The following is a 20,359-nucleotide window of genomic DNA, read 5'->3' on the forward strand; positions in this document are numbered from 1 at the left end:
TAAGTAATGAAAGAAGAAATAAGTTATAAAGAAAAAGAAGAAATAAGTTACAAAGAAGCAGGTAAGTTTGAAGATACACGATTTGAAAAAATTCATAATGTTATCTTCGATTCTTCTGAAGAAGCTTCTATTATAGTAGCACATGAGATTGCAAATTTAATTCATAGAAAAAACGAATTAAATGAGCCTTGTGTACTAGGGTTAGCAACAGGGTCTTCTCCTGTAAAAGTTTATGAAGAGCTTGTTCGAATGCATAAAGAAGAAGGGTTAAGTTTTGCCAACGTTATTACATTTAACTTAGACGAATATTACCCGATCGATAAAGATAACATTCAAAGTTATTTTTACTTTATGCACGATCATCTTTTTAATCATGTGGATATTCTTCCCGAAAATATTAATATTCCAGATGGAAAAGTAAGTGCCGAACAACTACGTCAGTATTGCATAGATTATGAAATGAAAATTAAATCTTACGGAGGCTTAGATTTTCAACTTTTAGGTATTGGTAGAACAGGCCACATAGGATTTAACGAACCAGGATCTCATATTAATTCTGGAACAAGAAGCATTACTCTTGATTATATTACTCGCATAGATGCTGCTCCTGCCTTTTTAGGAATAGATAATGTGCCAAGAAAGGCTATTACTATGGGTATTGGTACTATAAGAAGCGCTAAAAGAATTGTGCTTCTAGCGTGGGGAATTAATAAAGCTGAAATACTAAAAAACACAATAGAGGGAGAAATTTCTTCTAAAATCCCAGCAACTTATTTGCAAGAGCATAGCAACACAACATTTGTTTTAGATAGTGAAGCTTCATCTGAACTAACCAGAGTAAAAACACCATGGCTTGTAAAGGCATGTGTATGGACAGAGGAATTAAAATTTAAAGCTGTTGTGTGGTTATGTGAATTAACAAATAAACCTTTTCTTAAGTTAACAGATAAAGATTATAATGATAATGGTATGTCGAGTCTTTTAACGGAAGAAGGAACAGCTTACGATTTAAACATTAAAATGTTTAATAAGTTACAAAATACAATTACAGGTTGGCCTGGAGGAAAACCAAATTCTGATGATACATATCGTCCAGAACGATCGATTCCTGCAAAAAAGAGAATTATTATTTTTAGTCCACATCCCGATGATGATGTTATTTCGATGGGAGGAACTTTTGATAGATTAGTAGAGCAAGGCCATGATGTACATGTTGTGTATCAAACTTCAGGAAATATTGCAGTTTCTAATGAAGAGGCTTTAAAATTTGTTGAAATTTCTAAGGCTTTTAATACTAACTCGAGCGAATTAGAAAGTATTATCAATTTTTTAAAGAATAAATCTAAAAATGATATTGATTCTGTAGAAGTTAGAAAACTGAAAGGTTTAATTAGAAGAAGTGAATCTTTGGCAGCTACGAGATATTTGGGATTGCCTGATTCAAATGTTCATTTTTTAGATCTTCCTTTTTATGAAACGGGCACTGTAAAGAAAAATAATCTTTCTGATGAGGATATAAAAATTATGTGCAATATTATTGAAAACATAAAACCACATCAAATTTATGCAGCAGGAGATTTAGCAGACCCACATGGTACACATAAAGTTTGTTTAGATAGTTTGTTTGAGGCTTTAAAAAGATTAAAAGGTAAAAAGTTTATGGATGATTGTTGGGTATGGCTATACCGTGGAGCATGGCACGAATGGGAGTCGTATCAAATAGAAATGGCTGTTCCTTTGAGTCCAGATCAAGTACTTAAAAAACGACATGCAATTTTTTATCATCAGTCTCAAAAAGATGGGGTTATGTTTCAGGGAAATGACAATAGAGAATTTTGGGTACGTGTTGAAGATAGAAATAGAGAAACTGCAAAAAAATATAATGATTTAGGATTGGCAGATTATGCCGCTATAGAAGCTTTTAAGCGTTATCATTTTTAAAAAGATATTTAAATATGGACATTGATTAGCAGGACATATCGTGTTCTCTTGAGTTTATTTATTATTGATGACTATTTTTTTTATAGGTTTTAAATCGAAGATTTTAAAATTTTCTGTTTTACATTTTCTATGTATGATCTTCCTATTACATATCTAAGACCTTCGATTTCTATACTGTTTCCCTCAACAGCATCAATCTTGTCAATTGCAATAGTATATGATCTATGTATTCTTATAAAATCTCTTGAAGGTAATAAATTTGTGAAATTTGTTAGTGTGCTGTGAACAATATATCTACCTGATAAGGTGTTTATTTTTAAGTAATCTTTCAAGCTTTCAATGACTAAAATTTCATCAAGAAAAATTTTTTTCATTTTCTTTTTATCAATCTTAACAAAAATAAAAAGACGTTCTTTAATATTCTCGAGAGAAGCTTTGTTAACTGTGTCAAGCTTTTTGTCAACTTTATTTAATGCTTTCATAAACCTAGGAAACTCAATAGGTTTAACTAAATAATCTAATACATCTAATTCGTATGTTTCTATGGCAAATTCATCATATGCACTTGTAATTATTAATAAAGGAGGTTTAACTAAACTTTTAATAAAATTTATGCCATCTAATACAGGCATATTTATGTCTAAAAAAATAACATCAACAGTATTTTTTTTTAAAAAGTTTAAACCGTCTATAGCATTACTAAATGAATTTACTATTTCAAAATGTTCAATTTGTTCTAAATAATTTTTAATAACATTAATAGCTAAAGGTTCATCATCAATAATCAAACATTTTACTTTCATATTTATTACTATTTCTCTATTATAGGTATTACTGGGGAGTATTATATATGGGTTATTTATCCCACTTTAATTTTAAGCTTTACAATAAACTTATTTTTAATCCTTTTTATTTTTAAATCATAATCGTTTTTATCATATCCTAAATCGAGTCTTTTTTTTACGTTTTCTAACCCAATCCCACTAGATTTTTTTAAATTATCTTTATGGCTTGTAATTACAGGCATAGGGTTAATAATGGTAAAGTAAAGAAATTTTTCTATGATTTTAAAGTGAATTACAATTTTCACTTTTCCTATGTTTTTGTTAGCACCATGTTTAAAAGCATTTTCAATAAATGTTAATAATAAAATAGGCGCTATTTCTTTATTTTCAATATCACCAGAAATATACATGTTTATTTCTAATGAATCATCATACCTAATCCGTTCTAAATCTAAGTAGTTTTGTATACAAAGTATTTCATTTTCTAAAGTTTGTCGTTTTCCCTTTGTTTCATAAAGAAGGTAACGCATTAATTCGGAAAGTTTTAAAATTATTCTTGGTGTTTTGTTAGATTTTTCTACCGATAAAGAGTAAATATTGTTAAGTGTATTAAAAAAGAAATGAGGTGAAATTTGGGTCTTTAAAAAAAGCAATTCTGTTTCTAATTGTGTTTTTTCAAGATCCGAGAATCTTTGGTGTTCTTTTAAAAAGTCTAATGTTATTTTAATTGCAGCAACAAAAGTCATAACATATAGTTCACCAATCATCATCTCTATAGTATAATTAAGGGATAATGTGTTGATTTGTTCTGGACCTTCAGGCCATACATTATGACTTATTAATAAATACGTTAGATTAAATTTTATTATAACCATAATAAAAATGGCTAATAAAACAGCAAATACGTATAAAACATATTTCTTTCTATAAACCAAAAAAGGCATGAGAACAAAAATATTTAAATAACAGAGTGTCATATGAATGGGAAATCCTAACAAATTGGATTTAAATGAATATAAATAATCATTAAAATAACTACCCCAACGAAATGTGTTAAATAAAAAATATACTAACCAAAAGATAGTGTGATATTGCCAAGATATTCGATAAAATTTGTTTTGATTATTATTCATTATTCAATAAATATTTAATTGATGTTTTTTTGGTGTTTAGATGAGTTTATAGGTTGTCCGTCTAAATTAATTTTAATAATCATTAAATTCATGAAAATTTAAAGTTAAATTATGATATCTTTTTTAAATGAAAAATTTTACATTCTTAATTTGTTTTATAGTTTTAATTTTAAGTTGCAAAAAAAAATCAGTTAATACTTCTTTAAACAAAGAGGTATTAACTGATTTTGTAAATCCATTTATAGGTACTGGAGGCCACGGTCATACGTACCCAGGAGCAACCGTTCCTTTTGGGATGCTACAGGTAAGTCCAGATAATGGGATTTCAAATTGGGATTGGTGCTCGGGATATCATTATTCCGACTCTATAGTAGTTGGTTTTGGTCATTTGCACTTAAGTGGAACAGGTATTGGTGATTTAGCAGATGTGTTATTTATGCCCATAAATAAAAAGGTAGATTTAACCTCGCAGTCAACTTCTCGCGATTCACTTCCTTATAAGTCATCCTATAGCCATAGGAATGAAAAAGCAAGTCCAGGATATTATCAAGTTTATCTTGAAGACCCAAAAATTAATGTAGAATTAACGTCATCAAAAAGAACAGCATTTCATAAATACACATTTTCAAATACTGATGAACAATCTGTGGTTATTGATCTTGGCTTTGCAATCAATTGGGATAGAGCTTTAAAATCATCTATAACAGTGGAAGATGACTATACAGTAAGTGGTTATCGTTTTAGTACTGGCTGGGCAAAAAACCAAAAAGTTTTTTTTGTAGCAACATTTTCAAAGCCTATTATAAATCATGTATTAGTTGCTAATCAGAAAATAATTGGAGGAGAAACAGCAGAGGGAGAAAAAATAGCATCACAGTTATTTTTTAATTTTAATAATAACAATGAATTGCTTGTAAAAGTAGCTGTATCATCTGTTAGTATAGCCAATGCAAAAGATAATTTAGATGCTGGAAATTTTAATTTTGAAAATGTAAAAACCGAAGCAGAAACTATTTGGGGTTCAGCTTTATCTAAAATAAAAGTTGAAACATCTGTGGATTCTCTTAAGACTATTTTTTATACAGCAATGTATCATGCCCAATTAGCTCCTGTAACATATAGTGATAAAAACGGACAATTTAGAAAAGAGAACGATAGTATTATAGAGGCAAATAATTTTACGGCGTATTCGACTTTATCTCTTTGGGATACATTTAGAGCAGAAAATCCTTTACTAACATTATTAGCGCCAAACAAAGTATCCGATATGGTTAATTCTATGTTAGACTATTACGAAACTAAAAAGGTTTTGCCGGTTTGGACACTTTATGCTAATGAAACTAATACTATGACAGGTTATCATTCCATCCCTGTAATTGTGGATGCTTATCAAAAAGGAATTAAAGGTTTTGATGTGGAAAAAGCTTATGACGCTATGAAAACAACCATGATGCAAGATGAGCGAGGATTAAACTTATATAAAAAATATGGATATATTCCTTGTAATTTATTAGATGAATCGGTTACAATTACTTTAGAATATGCTTATGATGATTGGTGTGTAGCACAAATGGCCAAGGCATTAGGGAAAGAGGATGACTATAAATTTTTTCTAAATCGTTCAAAAGCATATCAACATTTATTTGATTCAGAAACAGGTTTTATGCGAGGGAAATTAGAAGATGGGAAATCGTGGAACGAACCTTTTGATCCCAAACACTCTAACCATAGAGAACATACCGATTATACCGAAGGTAATGCATGGCAACACAGTTGGTTTGTACCTCATAATGTAGAAAATTTGATTTCATTACATGGAAATAATGAGGTTTTTTCAAAACGTTTAGAACAATTATTTACAGAAAGTTCAGAAATTACAGGAAATAATGTCTCTGCAGATATTTCAGGATTAATAGGTCAATATGCACATGGAAATGAACCTAGCCATCACATAGCATATATGTTCAATAAAGCAAATAAACCATGGAGAACTCAGTATTGGGTACATCATATTCTCAATACACAATACAACACAACACCTAATGGTTTGAGTGGAAATGAAGATTGTGGACAAATGTCTGCTTGGTATATTTTTAGTTCCATGGGTTTATACCCAATGAATCCTGCTTCAGGAGATTATGAAATTGGGAGTCCTATTTTTGAAAAAACAACTATAAATCTTCAAGAAGGAAAAACTTTTGTAATTGAAGCAGAAAACGTTTCAAACACAAATTTTTATATTCAATCAGCAACACTTAATGGTATTGAATTGAATGTTACCTCTATCTCACATCAACAAATTAGTCAAGGAGGTGTTTTACATTTTGTTATGGGACCAAAACCTAATAAAAATTGGGGATTAACTAATAACGAAGGAAAATAATATGAACATTATCGATTTAAGTATTATTATATGTTATGTTTTATTAACTGTTGGAGTTGGTATTGGGATTTCAAAAAAAGCATCAAAAGGATTAGATTATTATTTTCTTGGTGGAAAATCTATTAAATGGTACTATTTAGGTTTAAGTAATGGATCGGGTATGTTCGATATTTCAGGAACTGCTTGGATGGTTGGAATCCTGTTTTTATATGGAGTAAAAAGTTTTATGTTTATGTGGCTGTGGCCCATTTGGAATCAAATTTTTATCATGATGTTCTTAGCTGTTTGGATAAGAAGATCGAATATAATGACGGGTTCCGAATGGATTTTAACACGCTTTGGTAATGACAGAGCAGGCAAAGCATCTCATATTATAGTAGCCGTTTTTGCTATTGTTTCTGTGATAGGTTTTATTGCTTATTTCTTTGAGGGGATAGGTAAATTTATGACTGTTATTTTACCTTGGAATTTAGCATTACAACTTGGTAATGTATCCTTCTTGAATTCTGAACAATCGTATGCTTTAATTATTATCTTATTAACCACAATTTATACCGTTAAAGGAGGGATGTTCTCTGTTGTTGCTACGGAAGTTTTACAATACGTTATTATGGTTCTTGCAGGAATACTTGTTGCTGGTTATACGCTTATTTATTATACAGATGTTCAGATTACTTCTGTAATTTCTGAAGAATGGAAGAATGTGTTCTTTGGATGGGAATTAGATACCCTTTGGAGTGAAAAATACCAAGCTTTTAATAATTTAGTTGACTCTGAAGGATATAAAATGTTTGGTGCATTAGTAGGAATGTCTTTATTTAAAGGTTTTTTTGCCAGTATTGCTGGTCCTACGCCAAGTTATGATTTACAACGAATTCTTTCTACAAAATCTGTTAAAGAAGCAGCATACATGAGTGGTTTTACAAACCTCATATTATTTATTCCAAGATATTTATTAATTGGAGGAATCGTAGTAATAGCTTTAGTAGCACTCGCTCCCGAAATGAGTACTAACCCATCGTTAAGTGGAGCAGACTTAGAAATACTATTACCCAGAGTTATTAACTTTTATGTACCTATAGGTATTAAAGGTTTGTTATTAGCAGGTCTCTTAGCAGCTTTCATGTCTACATTTTCTGCTTTTGTAAATGCAGGACCTGCTTATATTGTAAATGATATTTATAAAAAATATTTTAAACCAACAGCGAAGAGCGAACATTATATTAAAGTAAGTCACATTGCATCATTTGTAGTAGTTGGCTTAGGTGTTTTTATGGGTTTTTTTACAGATTCTATTAACTCTTTAACATTATGGATTACAAGTTCTTTATTTGGGGGATATGTAGCGGCAAACTTTTTAAAATGGATTTGGTGGCGTTTTAATGGCTGGGGATATTTTTGGGGTATGTTTGCAGGACTTATAATAGCCTCATTACAATTTGTATTAGATCAAAATAAAGGAAACTTTACCACCGGAACATTATTATATGATTTATCAGAATTACAAGCAATATATTTATTTCCAATAATTTTTGGGTTTTCAATCATAGGTTCTCTTTTAGGAACTTTTTTTTCAAAGCCTACAGACATAGAAGTATTAAAATCTTTTTACAGTAATGTGCGGCCTTGGGGATGGTGGAAACCAGTTTATAGTACTCTAAAAAAAGAAGATAAAACGTTTGAAAAAAATAATGATTTTATAGCAGATATGCTAAACTGCATTATTGGAATAGTTTGGCAATCGAGTATGATTGTGCTTCCTATATTTCTTTTAATTAGAGATTATCAAAAGACAGTAATTTCATTAGTTGTCTTTTTAATAACTTCAATTATTTTAAAATTTACATGGTTAAATAAAGTTAAAAAATTACCTGATTAAAAAGGATAGAATATTTTTCTAGAAAATAAATTTAATAAGTAAAAAATAACAAAAGTGAGTAATATTCCTTGGCAAGATAAACCAGAAAACAGCAATGAAGTTATTTGGAGATATTCAAACAACCCAATTATAAACAGGTATGCTATACCAACATCTAACAGTATTTTTAATAGTGCTGTTGTTCCTTTTAAGGATGGTTTCGCTGGTGTTTTTAGGTGTGATAACAAAGCAGTACAAATGAATATTTTTGCAGGCTTTAGCAAAAATGGAGTTGATTGGGATATTAACCATGAACCTATTGTAATGCAAGCAGGAAATACCGAAATGATTGAATCTGATTATAAATATGACCCTCGTGTTGTTTTTATTGAAGATCGATATTGGATTACTTGGTGTAATGGTTATAATGGCCCAACGATTGGTATTGGTTATACATTCGATTTTAAAGAATTTTTTCAATGTGAGAATGCCTTTCTGCCATTTAATAGAAATGGAGTATTGTTTCCACAAAAGATAAACGGAAAATACGCTATGTTGAGTCGCCCGAGCGATAATGGTCACACTCCTTTTGGCGATATTTACATTAGTTACAGCCCAGATATGAAATATTGGGGAGAACACCGTTGCGTCATGAAAGCAACACCATTTGAAGAGAGTGCGTGGCAATGTACCAAAATTGGTGCAGGACCAATTCCAATTCTTACTGATGAAGGTTGGCTAATGCTTTATCATGGTGTAATAAATACTTGTAATGGATTTCGTTATGCTATGGGTGCGGCTATTTTAGAAGTAGATACACCAGAAAATGTAAAATATAGAACTCAGCCTTATTTATTAGGACCAGCAGTAGATTATGAACAAGTAGGAGATGTTCCTAATGTTGTGTTTCCTTGTGCCGCTTTACACGATATAGAAGAGGATAAATTAGCCATTTATTATGGTGCTGCAGATACAGTTGTAGCTATGGCATTTGGTAAATTAAGCGAAGTAATTCAGTATACAAAAGATAATAGTTTATAAAGGATGTGTGTAAAATTTAAATGTTTAGCAGTATTATTTGGTTGTTTTTCTATAATGGGTTGTGCACAATCTAAAAAAGAAATTATACCAGAAACATATATTGCGTATAAAACTTCTGATAAAATTAAAATTGATGGAGAAGAAACAGATGGCTCTTGGAATAAAGTTAATTGGTCTATTTTTTTTATTGATATAGAGGGAGTTAAAAAACCAAAGTATGCAACAAAAGTTAAAATGTTATGGGACGATTCCAATTTTTATATATTGGCTAAGCTTGAAGAACCACATGTATGGGCAAATTTAAAACAACGAGATACCATTATTTTTTATAATAATGATTTTGAGGTCTTTATAGATCCTGATGGAGATACACAAAATTATTATGAACTCGAAGTAAATGCTTTAAACACAGTATGGGATTTATTTTTAAATAAACCCTATAGGGAAGAAAATAATGTAGTTTTAAATGATTGGACACTTACTGGGTTAAAATCTGCTGTTAAAGTAAAGGGTACTATAAACAATGCAAAAGATATTGATGAAGGTTGGGTTCTAGAGATGGCTATTCCCTGGGCAGCTTTCAAAAAATCGTATAACGAGAATAATGTTCCTAAAGACACTTTCTGGAAAGTGAATTTTTCTAGAGTAAATTGGCAACATACTTTAAAGAATGGAATGTACGAAAGAAAGAAAGATACCAATGGAAAATTTCTACCCGAGTACAATTGGGTTTGGTCTCCTATGGGAGTTATAAACATGCACGAACCCGAAAAGTGGGGTTATGTCTATTTTTCTTCAAAAGCGATAGGAGAAGATAATTTTACAATACCTGAAGAAGAAAAGGTAAAATGGCAATTGTATGATTTGTACAAAGCGCAGAAAAAGTATTATCAAACACACAAAAAATGGGCAACATCGTTAGCTAGTTTTTCAAGGAACTTTATTAAAGTTGATAATAAGAGTTTAAAACTTTCATTAGAAAATCATTTAACAGGATTTAATATTTCAGTAAAAAGTCCTTTTTCAAATAAAACATTAATTATCAAAGAAGATGGTAAAATTATTTCAAACTAGAATAACTATGAGACTATTTAAACTATTGCTTTTTGCACTTGTACTTAATATAACTTCATGTGTAAGTAAACAAGAAAATAAAAAAGAGAATCCAATTTCTGAAGAAAAAAAGGAGAAAGTACCCTTTGATTTTGGTGTTTGGATAACTGCAGATATACAAAGAGGGAATGATGAGTATGCACAAGAATTTGAAAAATATAAGAATGCAGGTATTGATGAAGTTTTAATTAATACAGGAACCGATCCAGAACTTTTAAAAAAATTAGTACCTATAGCTGCAGAAAAAGGTTTGAAAGTACATGCTTGGATTATGGCAATGAACAGACCTGGAGATTCTATTGCTTTAACACACCCAGAGTGGTATGCGGTTAGCAAAGAAGGAAAATCATGCTTTGATACGAGGCCTTATGTAGATTATTATCAGTGGTTATGCCCGACTAGAAAAGAATCTAGAAATCACGTGTTAGGATTGGTTGAAGAATTAGCAAAAGTAGATGGTATTGAAAGTGTGCATTTAGATTATATCCGCTTTTCAGATATTTTTTTACCAATTGGCTTACTTCCCAAGTATAATTTAGTTCAGGATGAAGAGCTGCCAGAATTCGATTTTTGTTATTGTGACGTTTGTGTTAGTGAGTTTGAAAAATTACATCATAAAAATCCAAGAAAAATTAAAAACACTTCTATAGATATGGAGTGGAAAAACTTCAGGTTAAATGCTATAAGAAAAGTTGTAAATGAGGCATATGAAATTGTTCATAAATATAATAAAAACTTAACAGCAGCAGTATTTCCGTATCCCGAAATGGCAGATCATATGGTTCGTCAACGTTGGGATAAATGGACTATAGATGAGGTGTATCCAATGATTTATCATGGTTTTTACAATGAAGAGATAGATTGGATTGGTTATGCTACAAAGCAAGGGGTTGAAGATGTAAAAGAGAAAGGGATAGGAATTAATACTGGCGTTTATTTACCTCCATTTAAATCTTCGGAAGAGTTAAAACAAGCTATTTTATTAGCAAAAGAAAATGGAGCAAAAGGAGTTACCTTTTTTGATGGTCCCGCTTTAACAAAAGATTATTTAGAGATTATAAAAGAAACCAAAGCCAGTTTAAAATAGCATAATGAAAGCTAATAGTCTTATATTTTTTATACTATTAATAGCGGTAAGTAGTTGCGTAAAAAAAAGCAATAATACAAACTTAACTGATTTTGTAAACCCATTTATTGGAACTGATGGACCTGGGAATACGTATCCTGGTGCTAGTGTTCCTTTTGGTATGGTACAGCTAAGTCCAGATATTGGCATTCCTGGATGGGATAGAATTGCAGGCTATTTTTACCAAGATTCTATTATTTCAGGTTTTTCTCATACACACTTAACGGGTACAGGTGCAGGCGATTTGTATGATATTTTAGTGATGCCAACCAATAGCAGATTTTCTAAAAAAATTAAAGACAATAATTTTAAACCATTTTCGAAATTTTCTCATGATAAAGAATATGCTTCTCCAGGATATTATATGGTAGATTTATTGGATTATGGGATAAAAGTAGAACTTACAGCAACAGCAAGAGTCGGAATTCATAAATATACATTTCCTAAAGATAGTTTATCACAGATTCATATAGATTTAGGCTATGCGCTAAATTGGGATGCTCCTACAGAAACGTATATTAACGTTGTTGATAATAAAACGATTGAGGGGTATAGAAAATCAACAGGTTGGGCAAAAGATCAACGTATTTATTTTGTCATAAAACTTTCAAAAGCTTTTAAATCGTATGAAGTTTTTAAAAACGATACACTTGCAAGCAATCCAATTAAAGCTAAGAAAACAAAAATTGTTTTAAATTATGTAACGGATAAAAGTGAAGAAATTATTTTAAAAACGGGTTTGTCAACAGCCAATATTGAAGGAGCTTATAAATCGTTAAAAATTGAAGCTCCAGATTTTAATTTTGAAAAATATAGCGTAAAAGCAAATGATATATGGGAAAAAGAACTTAAAAAAATAGAAGTTTCAACATCAGATGAAAATCAGAAAACTATTTTCTACACAATGTTATATCAATCCATGTTGGCACCAACACTTTTAAGTGATCTAAATGGAAATTACAAAGGCGCAAATGATTCTATTGAAAAAGCGAAAGGGTTTAATAGATATGATACGTTTTCGTTATGGGATACATTTAGAGCCGCACATCCTCTTTATACAATAGTACATCCAACTAGAGTTTCAGATATGATAAATTCTTTATTGGCCCATTATAAAGAAACGGGGTTATTACCCGTTTGGTCTCTACAAGGTAATGAAACGAATATGATGATCGGTAATCATGCCATACCTGTTATTGTGGATGCTTATTTTAAAGAAGTTGAATATTTTGATGTAGCATTAGCCTACAAAGCTTGTATTGAAAGTTCTATGGTCAATTCTAGACAATTAGATGTGTATAAAACAAAAGGGTATGTTGCTGTTGATGAAGAAAATGAAAACTGGTCGGTTTCAAAAACACTAGAATATGCTTATGACGATTGGTGTGTCGCACAGTTTGCAAAATCTTTAAACAAAATGGATGATTATAATTATTTCATCAAACGCTCAGAGAACTGGAGAAATGTATACGATTTAAAAAGTACCTTTATGCGTCCTAAACTTAAAAATGGTGAATTCATAAAAGCCTTTATACCTAAAGAGTACACGCCTTATTTCTGTGAAAGTAATGCATGGCAATATTTTTGGTCTGTTCCTCAAAATATTGAAGGTTTAATAGATGTTGTAGGAGGAAAGGAAGCTTTTGAAAAAAAATTAGATTCCATGTTTACTTTAAAACCATTGCCAGAAGATAAACTACCCATATTCAGCACAGGAATGATTGGTCAATATGTACATGGTAATGAACCCAGTCATCATGTTGCCTATTTATACAATTATATTAATAAACCGTGGAAAACACAGAAGCTAGTTAGAGATATTTTAGATACTCAATATAAAAATGAACCAAATGGACATTGTGGTAATGAAGATTGTGGACAAATGTCATCATGGTATGTATTTAGTTCGTTAGGGTTTTATCCTGTGAATTCAGCACAGGGTATTTATGCTTTCGGATCACCTTTGTTTGATCTTGCAACCATCAATTTAGAGAATGGTAAAAAGTTTACAATTAAAACAATTAATAATAATAACGAGAACATTTATATACAATCCATTAATTTAAATGGAAAAGAAATAGATAGAAGTTATATTACACATAAAGAAATTAAAAATGGAGGTATTTTAGTTTTTACCATGGGAAATTCTCCAAAGAAAAATAATAAAGGTAAAATGGCAGTATCCTCTAAAATATTCAACTAAAAATCAAACGATGTCAAACAGAAGAGATTTTATAAAAAAAACAGCTTTAGGTACTATAGGAATCAGTACGATTTTAGGTTGTAAAGAAATTGCGAAAAACGAAACAATTGGAGCAGAGATAAATGAAAACACACACACAAAACCAATTATTATTTCTACATGGAACCATGGTTTACCTGCGAATGAAGAAACTTGGAAACAATTAAAAAATGGAAAGCCTGCTTTAGATGCCATTGAAGCAGGTATGAAAATTCCAGAAGCCGACCCTAATATTAGAAGTGTTGGCTATGGTGGTTATCCTGATAGAGAGGGTAAAGTAACTTTAGATGCTTGTATAATGGATCATGAGAGTAATTGTGGATCTGTTTCTTTTTTACAAGGAATTAAACATCCAATTTCTGTAGCCAAAAGAGTGTTACAAAATACACCACATGTTATGTTATCAGGACAAGGAGCCCTTCAATTTGCATTGTCAGAAGGTTTTGTTGAAGAAAATTTGTTAACTGCTGAAGCTGAAAAAGATTGGAAAAAATGGTTAGAAGAATCGAAGTATAAACCTGTAATAAATATAGAAAATCACGATACGATTAGTATGTTAATGCTAGATAAAGATGGAAATTTATGTGGAGGTTGTACCACAAGCGGTGCAGCATGGAAAATGCATGGACGTGTAGGTGATTCACCAATAATTGGAGCTGGGTTGTTTTTAGATAATGAAGTAGGTGCAGCAGCAGCTACTGGTTTGGGAGAAGCTGTAATTAGAACAGCGGGAAGTGCTATGGTAGTAGAATTAATGCGTCAAGGAAAATCGCCATTCGAAGCTTGTAAAGAAATTACAGAACGTATTTATGATAAACACAAGAATCATAAAGATATGGAGTATTTACAGGTTGGATTTATAGCCCTGAATAAAAATGGAGAACACGCTGGTTATAGCTTAAGATCTGGATTTAATTATGCAATTTGTGATGAAGCACAAGGAAATAGAATGGAAGATGCTCAATTTAAAATGACTTGGGACGATTAATATTTATCGATTTCAACTTAAAAACTAGATGAAAAAAATTGTTTTTTGTTTCCTGTTTGTTTTAGCCAATATGATAATTTTACATGCTCAACAGCCTGCAGATTATGTAAATCCATTTATAGGAACGTCTAATTTTGGAGCAACTTTTCCAGGACCTATTGCTCCAAGAGGAATGGCAAGTATAAGTCCTTTTAATGTTGCCGGGTCTCAAAATTTACCTTTAGAAAAAGACAGTCGTTGGTTATCTAATCCTTATGTACATGAAAATACTTTTTTAACAGGGTTTAGCCAAGTAAACTTAAGTGGTGTAGGTTGTCCTGATTTAGGAGTTTTATTATTAATGCCTACTACTGGAGACCTTGAAACAAATCATTTAAAATATGGTTCTACATATTCAGAAGAAATAGCCAAAACAGGGTATTATGGTTTAAACATTGATAAATATAATGTTAAGTCTGAGTTTACAACTTCTAAAAGAGTAGGGGTAAGTAGATTTACTTTTCCAAAAGGGCAAGCCAACATTTTATTGAATCTTGGTTTGGGTTTAACAAATGAACAAGGCGCAATGGTAAAAATTGTTTCTTCGACAGAAATTGAAGGAATGCGTAGTGTTGGATCTTTTTGTTATAATAATCCGGAAGCAGCATATCCTATATATTTTGTTGCAAAATTTTCAAAAGCAGCTGATACGTTTGGTGTGTGGAAAAAGCCAACGAAATACAAAGGTGTGGAAGCTCAGTGGATGCCTTATAATGGGAAAACTAGAATCATGAAAAATGCAACAAGAATGGTTGTTGGTGATAGTATAGGAACCTATTTTTCATATAAATTTGATAAAATTGAAACGATTGAAGTTAAAATTGGTGTTTCTTATGTGAGTATAGATAATGCTCGTGAAAATTTAGAAAAAGAAACAGGAAATAAATCATTTGAGACTGTTTATAAAGAAACATATACCGAATGGAATAAATTACTTTCTAGGATCAAAGTAGAAGGTGGTTCGAAAGAAAATAAAACGATTTTTTATACAGCTTTGTATCACACTTTAATTCACCCAAATACATTAAATGATTTTAATGGAGAATATCCTGAAATTAAAACAGGCAAAATAGGTAAAACCAAAAATACTCGTTATACCGTATTCTCGCTTTGGGATACCTACAGAAATTTACATCAATTAATGTCTTTAGTATACCCTCGACAACAATCTAACATGGTAAAAAGTATGTTGGAGATGTATGATGAAAATGGATGGTTACCTAAATGGGAATTAAATTCCACAGAAACATTCACAATGGTTGGTGATCCTGCTAGTATTGTTATAACAGATACGTATTTAAAAGGTATTCAAGATTTTGATGTTCAAAAAGCTTACAAAGCGATGTTAAAAGGTGCTGATCAAATAGAAAATAATCCATTACGTCCCGGACTTCAAGATTATATAGAAAAAGGATTTGTAACAACAAAAAATAAAGGATCTGTTTCCACCACCCAAGAGTATAATGCTTCAGATTATTCCATTTCACTTTTAGCTAAAGCATTAGGTAAAAAAGAAGATTACAAACGTTTTAAAAATCGTTCAGTTTCCTATCAAAAATTATTTGACAAAAACCTAAATTTATTACATCCAAAAACAGAGGATAGTCATTGGTATGAGCCTTTTAACCCATTATCGGGAGCTAATTTTGAAGAAAATATTGGGTTTATAGAAGGGAATGCATGGCAATATGCTTTTATGGTTCCGCACGATATGAAAGGTCTTGTAAAATTGATGGGTGGGAAAAAAAAATTTACAAAGCAATTGCAAAAAGTGTTTGACAGTAATCAGTTTGATATGGCAAATGAGCCAGATATTGCGTATCCGTATCTGTTTAATTATATAAAAGATGAAGAATGGAGAAGTCAAAAACAGGTTAAAGAATTGGTTAAAGAATATTTTAAAAATAAATCAAATGGATTACCTGGAAATGATGATACAGGAACTATGTCTGCTTGGTTGGTTTACGCTATGATGGGAATATATCCATTAGTACCTGGTGAACCAAAATATGCTATTACAGCACCGATGTTTGATAAAATCACCATTCAGTTAGATTCAAAATATTATAAAAATAAGAATATAATTATTGAAAGACAATTAAACAATAATGGCAATATAAGTAAGATTCAATTAAACGGGAAAGTCCATAAAAGTTTTTTTGTATCTCATGAAAATTTTGTGAATGGGAAATTATTAAAAGTAATCCAGAACTAAAAAAGAAGGTTTTAAAACAAGGGTTTAGTATTAAATTTTAATAAAAAAAAACACTAATAATTATTCTAGAAATTGGTTTCAATAATTTAATATACTTTTTTTAGAATTGATAGAATTTGATCAAAATGCGCAACGGTTATATTACATAGTTTTTTTGATAATTATAAAAAAATTAATGTTGTATAATTGATATTTTGAGTTTAAGTAAATTTATCCCAACACCTTTTTAAATTTGTTGTTGGTCGAAATTATGAGATAAATAATAACTTAGATTCATAGATTTAACTTGCAGTTAACGTGTAGTTAACTCATTACTAACTTAAAAACTAGTTGTTTCTAACCAAAAATTAAATTATGATTCAAAAAGTATTAAAAGTACTGTTTTTGTTTTGCTTGTTGGGGTTTCAAACTGTTCAAGCACAAACTACAATAACAGGAACCGTAACAGATGCTAATGGAAAAATACCTTTACCAGGGGCAAATGTTGTTGTTAAAGGAACCGAAAATGGTGTTTCGACAGACTTTGACGGAAACTACAGCATTAGTGTCTCAGATAAATCAGCAATCTTGGTGTTTTCTTTTATTGGTTATTCAGCAAAAGAAGTCGCTGTGGATGGAAAAAATATTATTAATGTATCTATTGCTGAAGATGCAAGTTTATTAGAAGAAGTTGTTGTAACAGCTTTGGGTATAAAAAAGAAAACAAAAGCATTGGGTTATTCTTTAACAGAAGTTAAAGGAGATGAAGTTTCTACAATTAAAAGTGCCAATGCAATCAATGCTCTTCAAGGAAAAGTAGCGGGGGTAAATATTTCTCAAAATGCTACAGGAGCTGCGGGTTCTAGCAGAGTTATTATTCGTGGAGCAAGTACTATGACAGGAGATAATCAACCGCTTTATGTAGTTGATGGTATCCCTATTAGTAATGTTAATAATGGTTCTGTTGGAATGTGGGGAGGTTCAGATGGTGGAGATGGAATTTCTAGTATTAATCCAGATGAAATAGAATCTATAAGTGTTTTAAAAGGAGGAGCAGCTTCTGCTTTATATGGTTCAAGAGCATCAGGAGGGGTTATTATAATAACAACCAAATCTGGTAAAAAGCAAAAGGGTTTTGGTATAGAATATAGTAGCTCAGTAATATTTGATAAAATAGATACATCTTTACAAGATTACCAAACTGAATACGGACAAGGAACTCAAGCTAGAAAACCAGTAAATGCAGCAGAAGCATTTGATTTAGGGTTATCTTCTTGGGGCGCTAAATTAGATGGTTCATCTGTAGTACAGTGGGATGGTGAATCTAGACCCTATTCTTATGTTGGTAATAATGCGGAACATTTTTATAAAACCGGAACTACATTTATAAATTCTGTAGCAATATCAAGTGGTACAGATAATATTAATTATCGCTTGTCTGTATCTAATTTAGATAATGAAGATATTGTACCTAACGCTGGGTTAAATAGAAAAACTTTTTCATTTAATGCAGATGCGGTTTTAGCAGATAAATTAACAGCCCAAGTGAATGCCAAATATATAGTTGAAAATGTTAAAAACAGGCCTCGATTATCAGATTCGCCAGGAAATGCTAATTTTTCTGTAGCGCTTTTTCCAGCAAATATAGATGTACGTTTTATGCAACCTGGTACAAATGAAGATGGGACAGAACTTCAATACTCTAGCGATATTTATTCACAAAATCCTTATTTTGCCGCTTATAACTTTAGAAATAACGATGTTAAAAATAGAATAATAGCCTCATCTTCTATTCGTTATGATATTTTGGATTGGATGTATATTACAGCCAGAGCTGGGGTTGATCACTATACTATTAGAGGTACTTCTGTTGAGCCTTGGGGAACAGCTTATAAACCTTTAGGAGGAATTGTTGAATCAGAAAATAGATACAGTCAAATTGATGCAGATGTTATTTTAGGTATCGATAAAAACATTACAGATAAATTATCTACTTCTGTTTTTTTTGGTGCTAACAAAAATACTGTCTCAAGAGAATTAATAAGACTTGTTGGAAATGACTTTATTGTCCCAGGATTAGAAGATTTTAGTAATACGGCCAATCAATCATCTAAAGATATTTTTGGTGTAGATGCTGATTTTCCAGGATATGGGAAAAAAAGTATAGGTTCTCTATATGGATCAGTAGAATTTGCTTATGATAATTGGGTCTATCTTACGGTTACAGGTAGAAATGATTGGTTCTCGACGTTATCGTATCCAGGGAAATCAACTCCAAATAATGATTTCTATCCTTCCATAAATACCAGTTTAATATTATCAGAAGCTTTTGAAATGCCAAAAACGATTAATTTCTTAAAATTAAGAGGAGGTTATTCTGAAGTTGCAGGTGGTGCACAAGATCCATACCAATTAGCCTTATCCTATCAAATATTTGGTCAAGGCCATTTAGGGCAACCTCTAGGGAATATTTCTAATGGTTCTGTTCCTAATGCTAATTTGGTTGCATTTAGTAAAAGTGAATTTGAAATAGGTGTTGATGCTCGGATGTTTGCCAACCGACTGTCTATTGATTTGGCTTATTATAAAAATAACACGACCAATGATATTGTTCCGGTGGCGGCATCAGTTTTTTCTGGTTATCCGAGTGCACTGGCTAATATTGGAGAACTAGAAAATAAAGGAATCGAATTTTTAATTTCAGGAACGCCAATTCAGACTGATCATTTTAGATGGAATGCTTCTATTAACGGAGCATATAACGAATCTAAAATTATAGCAACCAATGAGGAAAATGGAGAAATTTTATTAGGAGAACCTCGTTCACAAAATGCAGCTATTAAGCAAATTGTAGGTCAGCCTTTTGGAACTATTGTCGGAGTTTCCTATGTTAGAGACAATGGAGGTAATATTGTTTATGATATTGATGGAAATGGTGTACCGCTGGCTCAAGAAGGCGAGCGTAAAATACTTGGAGAAGGAGTACCTCCGTTAACTTTAGGTCTTACAAATACTTTTATGTATAAAGATTTTACTCTAAGTTTCTTAATTGATGGGAAATTTGGAGGGCAAATATTTTCAGGAACTAATGGAACTTTATATGGTAATGGGCTTCATAAAGCGACATTAGACGGTAGAGAAAATGGTTTAACTGTATCAGGAATTGATGGTGACACAGGACAAGCATTTACAACTACGGTTGCACCCGAAGATTTACAAACCTATTATGGTAGAATTAGTGGTATTGCAGAAGAATTTGTTGAGGATGCTGATTATATTAAATTTAGACAATTAAGTTTAGGATATTCCTTACCAAGTGAGTTTCTTAAAAAAACATTTATAAACAGTGCAAGCATCTCTTTTATAGCTTCCAATTTATTTTACTTACAAAGAAGTATAGATAATATTGACCCTGAGAGTAGTTATAATGTAGGAAATGCTCAAGGGTTGGAATATTTTGGTGTTCCTTCAAGAAAGAGTTATGGATTAAGTTTTAATGTTAAGTTTTAAAAAACT

The 20,359-nt window shown here is 31.2% G+C and carries 12 protein-coding genes; 10 read left to right on the top strand and 2 right to left on the bottom strand.

The genetic code is table 11. The annotated features are described in order from the left end of the window. Positions 1-6 precede the first annotated feature (6 nt). Positions 7-1,941: a glucosamine-6-phosphate deaminase gene (gene nagB / locus C7447_RS11910; protein ID WP_148870744.1), complete on the top strand. Its 1,935-nt coding sequence runs from the start codon at positions 7-9 to the stop codon at positions 1,939-1,941. 89 nt (positions 1,942-2,030) lie between these two features. Here the strand turns inward: nagB and C7447_RS11915 are convergent, their stop codons facing one another. After that, entirely contained in the window at positions 2,031-2,744 is a 714-nt protein-coding gene (locus C7447_RS11915) for a LytR/AlgR family response regulator transcription factor (RefSeq protein WP_148870745.1), read from the bottom strand. A gap of 56 nt (positions 2,745-2,800) precedes the next feature. Continuing rightward, entirely contained in the window at positions 2,801-3,859 is a 1,059-nt protein-coding gene (locus tag C7447_RS11920) for a sensor histidine kinase (RefSeq protein ID WP_148870746.1), read from the bottom strand. Positions 3,860-3,986: 127 nt separating this feature from the next. Between C7447_RS11920 and C7447_RS11925 the strand changes: the two genes are divergently transcribed. The 9 genes from C7447_RS11925 to C7447_RS11965 all read left to right on the top strand — a co-directional run bounded on the left by C7447_RS11925 (position 3,987) and on the right by C7447_RS11965 (position 20,353). Then, positions 3,987-6,242: a GH92 family glycosyl hydrolase gene (locus tag C7447_RS11925; RefSeq protein WP_148870747.1), complete on the top strand. Its 2,256-nt coding sequence runs from the start codon at positions 3,987-3,989 to the stop codon at positions 6,240-6,242. A 1-nt stretch (position 6,243) separates the two neighbouring features. After that, on the top strand, positions 6,244-8,121 hold the full coding sequence (locus C7447_RS11930) for a sodium:solute symporter family protein (protein WP_148870748.1): 1,878 nt from the start codon (positions 6,244-6,246) through the stop codon (positions 8,119-8,121). 54 nt (positions 8,122-8,175) lie between these two features. Beyond that, on the top strand, positions 8,176-9,141 hold the full coding sequence (locus C7447_RS11935) for a glycoside hydrolase family 130 protein (RefSeq protein WP_148870749.1): 966 nt from the start codon (positions 8,176-8,178) through the stop codon (positions 9,139-9,141). A 3-nt stretch (positions 9,142-9,144) separates the two neighbouring features. After that, positions 9,145-10,215, top strand: a complete 1,071-nt coding sequence (locus C7447_RS11940) for a carbohydrate-binding family 9-like protein (protein ID WP_148870750.1) — start codon at positions 9,145-9,147, stop codon at positions 10,213-10,215. A gap of 7 nt (positions 10,216-10,222) precedes the next feature. Beyond that, positions 10,223-11,341, top strand: a complete 1,119-nt coding sequence (locus tag C7447_RS11945; RefSeq protein ID WP_148870751.1) for a putative glycoside hydrolase — start codon at positions 10,223-10,225, stop codon at positions 11,339-11,341. A gap of 4 nt (positions 11,342-11,345) precedes the next feature. After that, positions 11,346-13,583 (top strand): GH92 family glycosyl hydrolase, encoded by a 2,238-nt coding sequence (locus C7447_RS11950; RefSeq protein ID WP_148870752.1) that lies wholly within the window; start codon positions 11,346-11,348, stop codon positions 13,581-13,583. A 10-nt stretch (positions 13,584-13,593) separates the two neighbouring features. Then, entirely contained in the window at positions 13,594-14,610 is a 1,017-nt protein-coding gene (locus C7447_RS11955; RefSeq protein ID WP_148870753.1) for an isoaspartyl peptidase/L-asparaginase family protein, read from the top strand. Positions 14,611-14,638: 28 nt separating this feature from the next. Beyond that, positions 14,639-16,864, top strand: a complete 2,226-nt coding sequence (locus tag C7447_RS11960; RefSeq protein ID WP_148870754.1) for a GH92 family glycosyl hydrolase — start codon at positions 14,639-14,641, stop codon at positions 16,862-16,864. A gap of 354 nt (positions 16,865-17,218) precedes the next feature. Continuing rightward, positions 17,219-20,353: a SusC/RagA family TonB-linked outer membrane protein gene (locus C7447_RS11965; protein WP_148870755.1), complete on the top strand. Its 3,135-nt coding sequence runs from the start codon at positions 17,219-17,221 to the stop codon at positions 20,351-20,353. The last annotated feature ends 6 nt before the right edge of the window (positions 20,354-20,359 follow it).

The organism is Tenacibaculum adriaticum (genome assembly GCF_008124875.1).
Taxonomy (GTDB): Bacteria; Bacteroidota; Bacteroidia; order Flavobacteriales; family Flavobacteriaceae; genus Polaribacter; species Polaribacter adriaticus.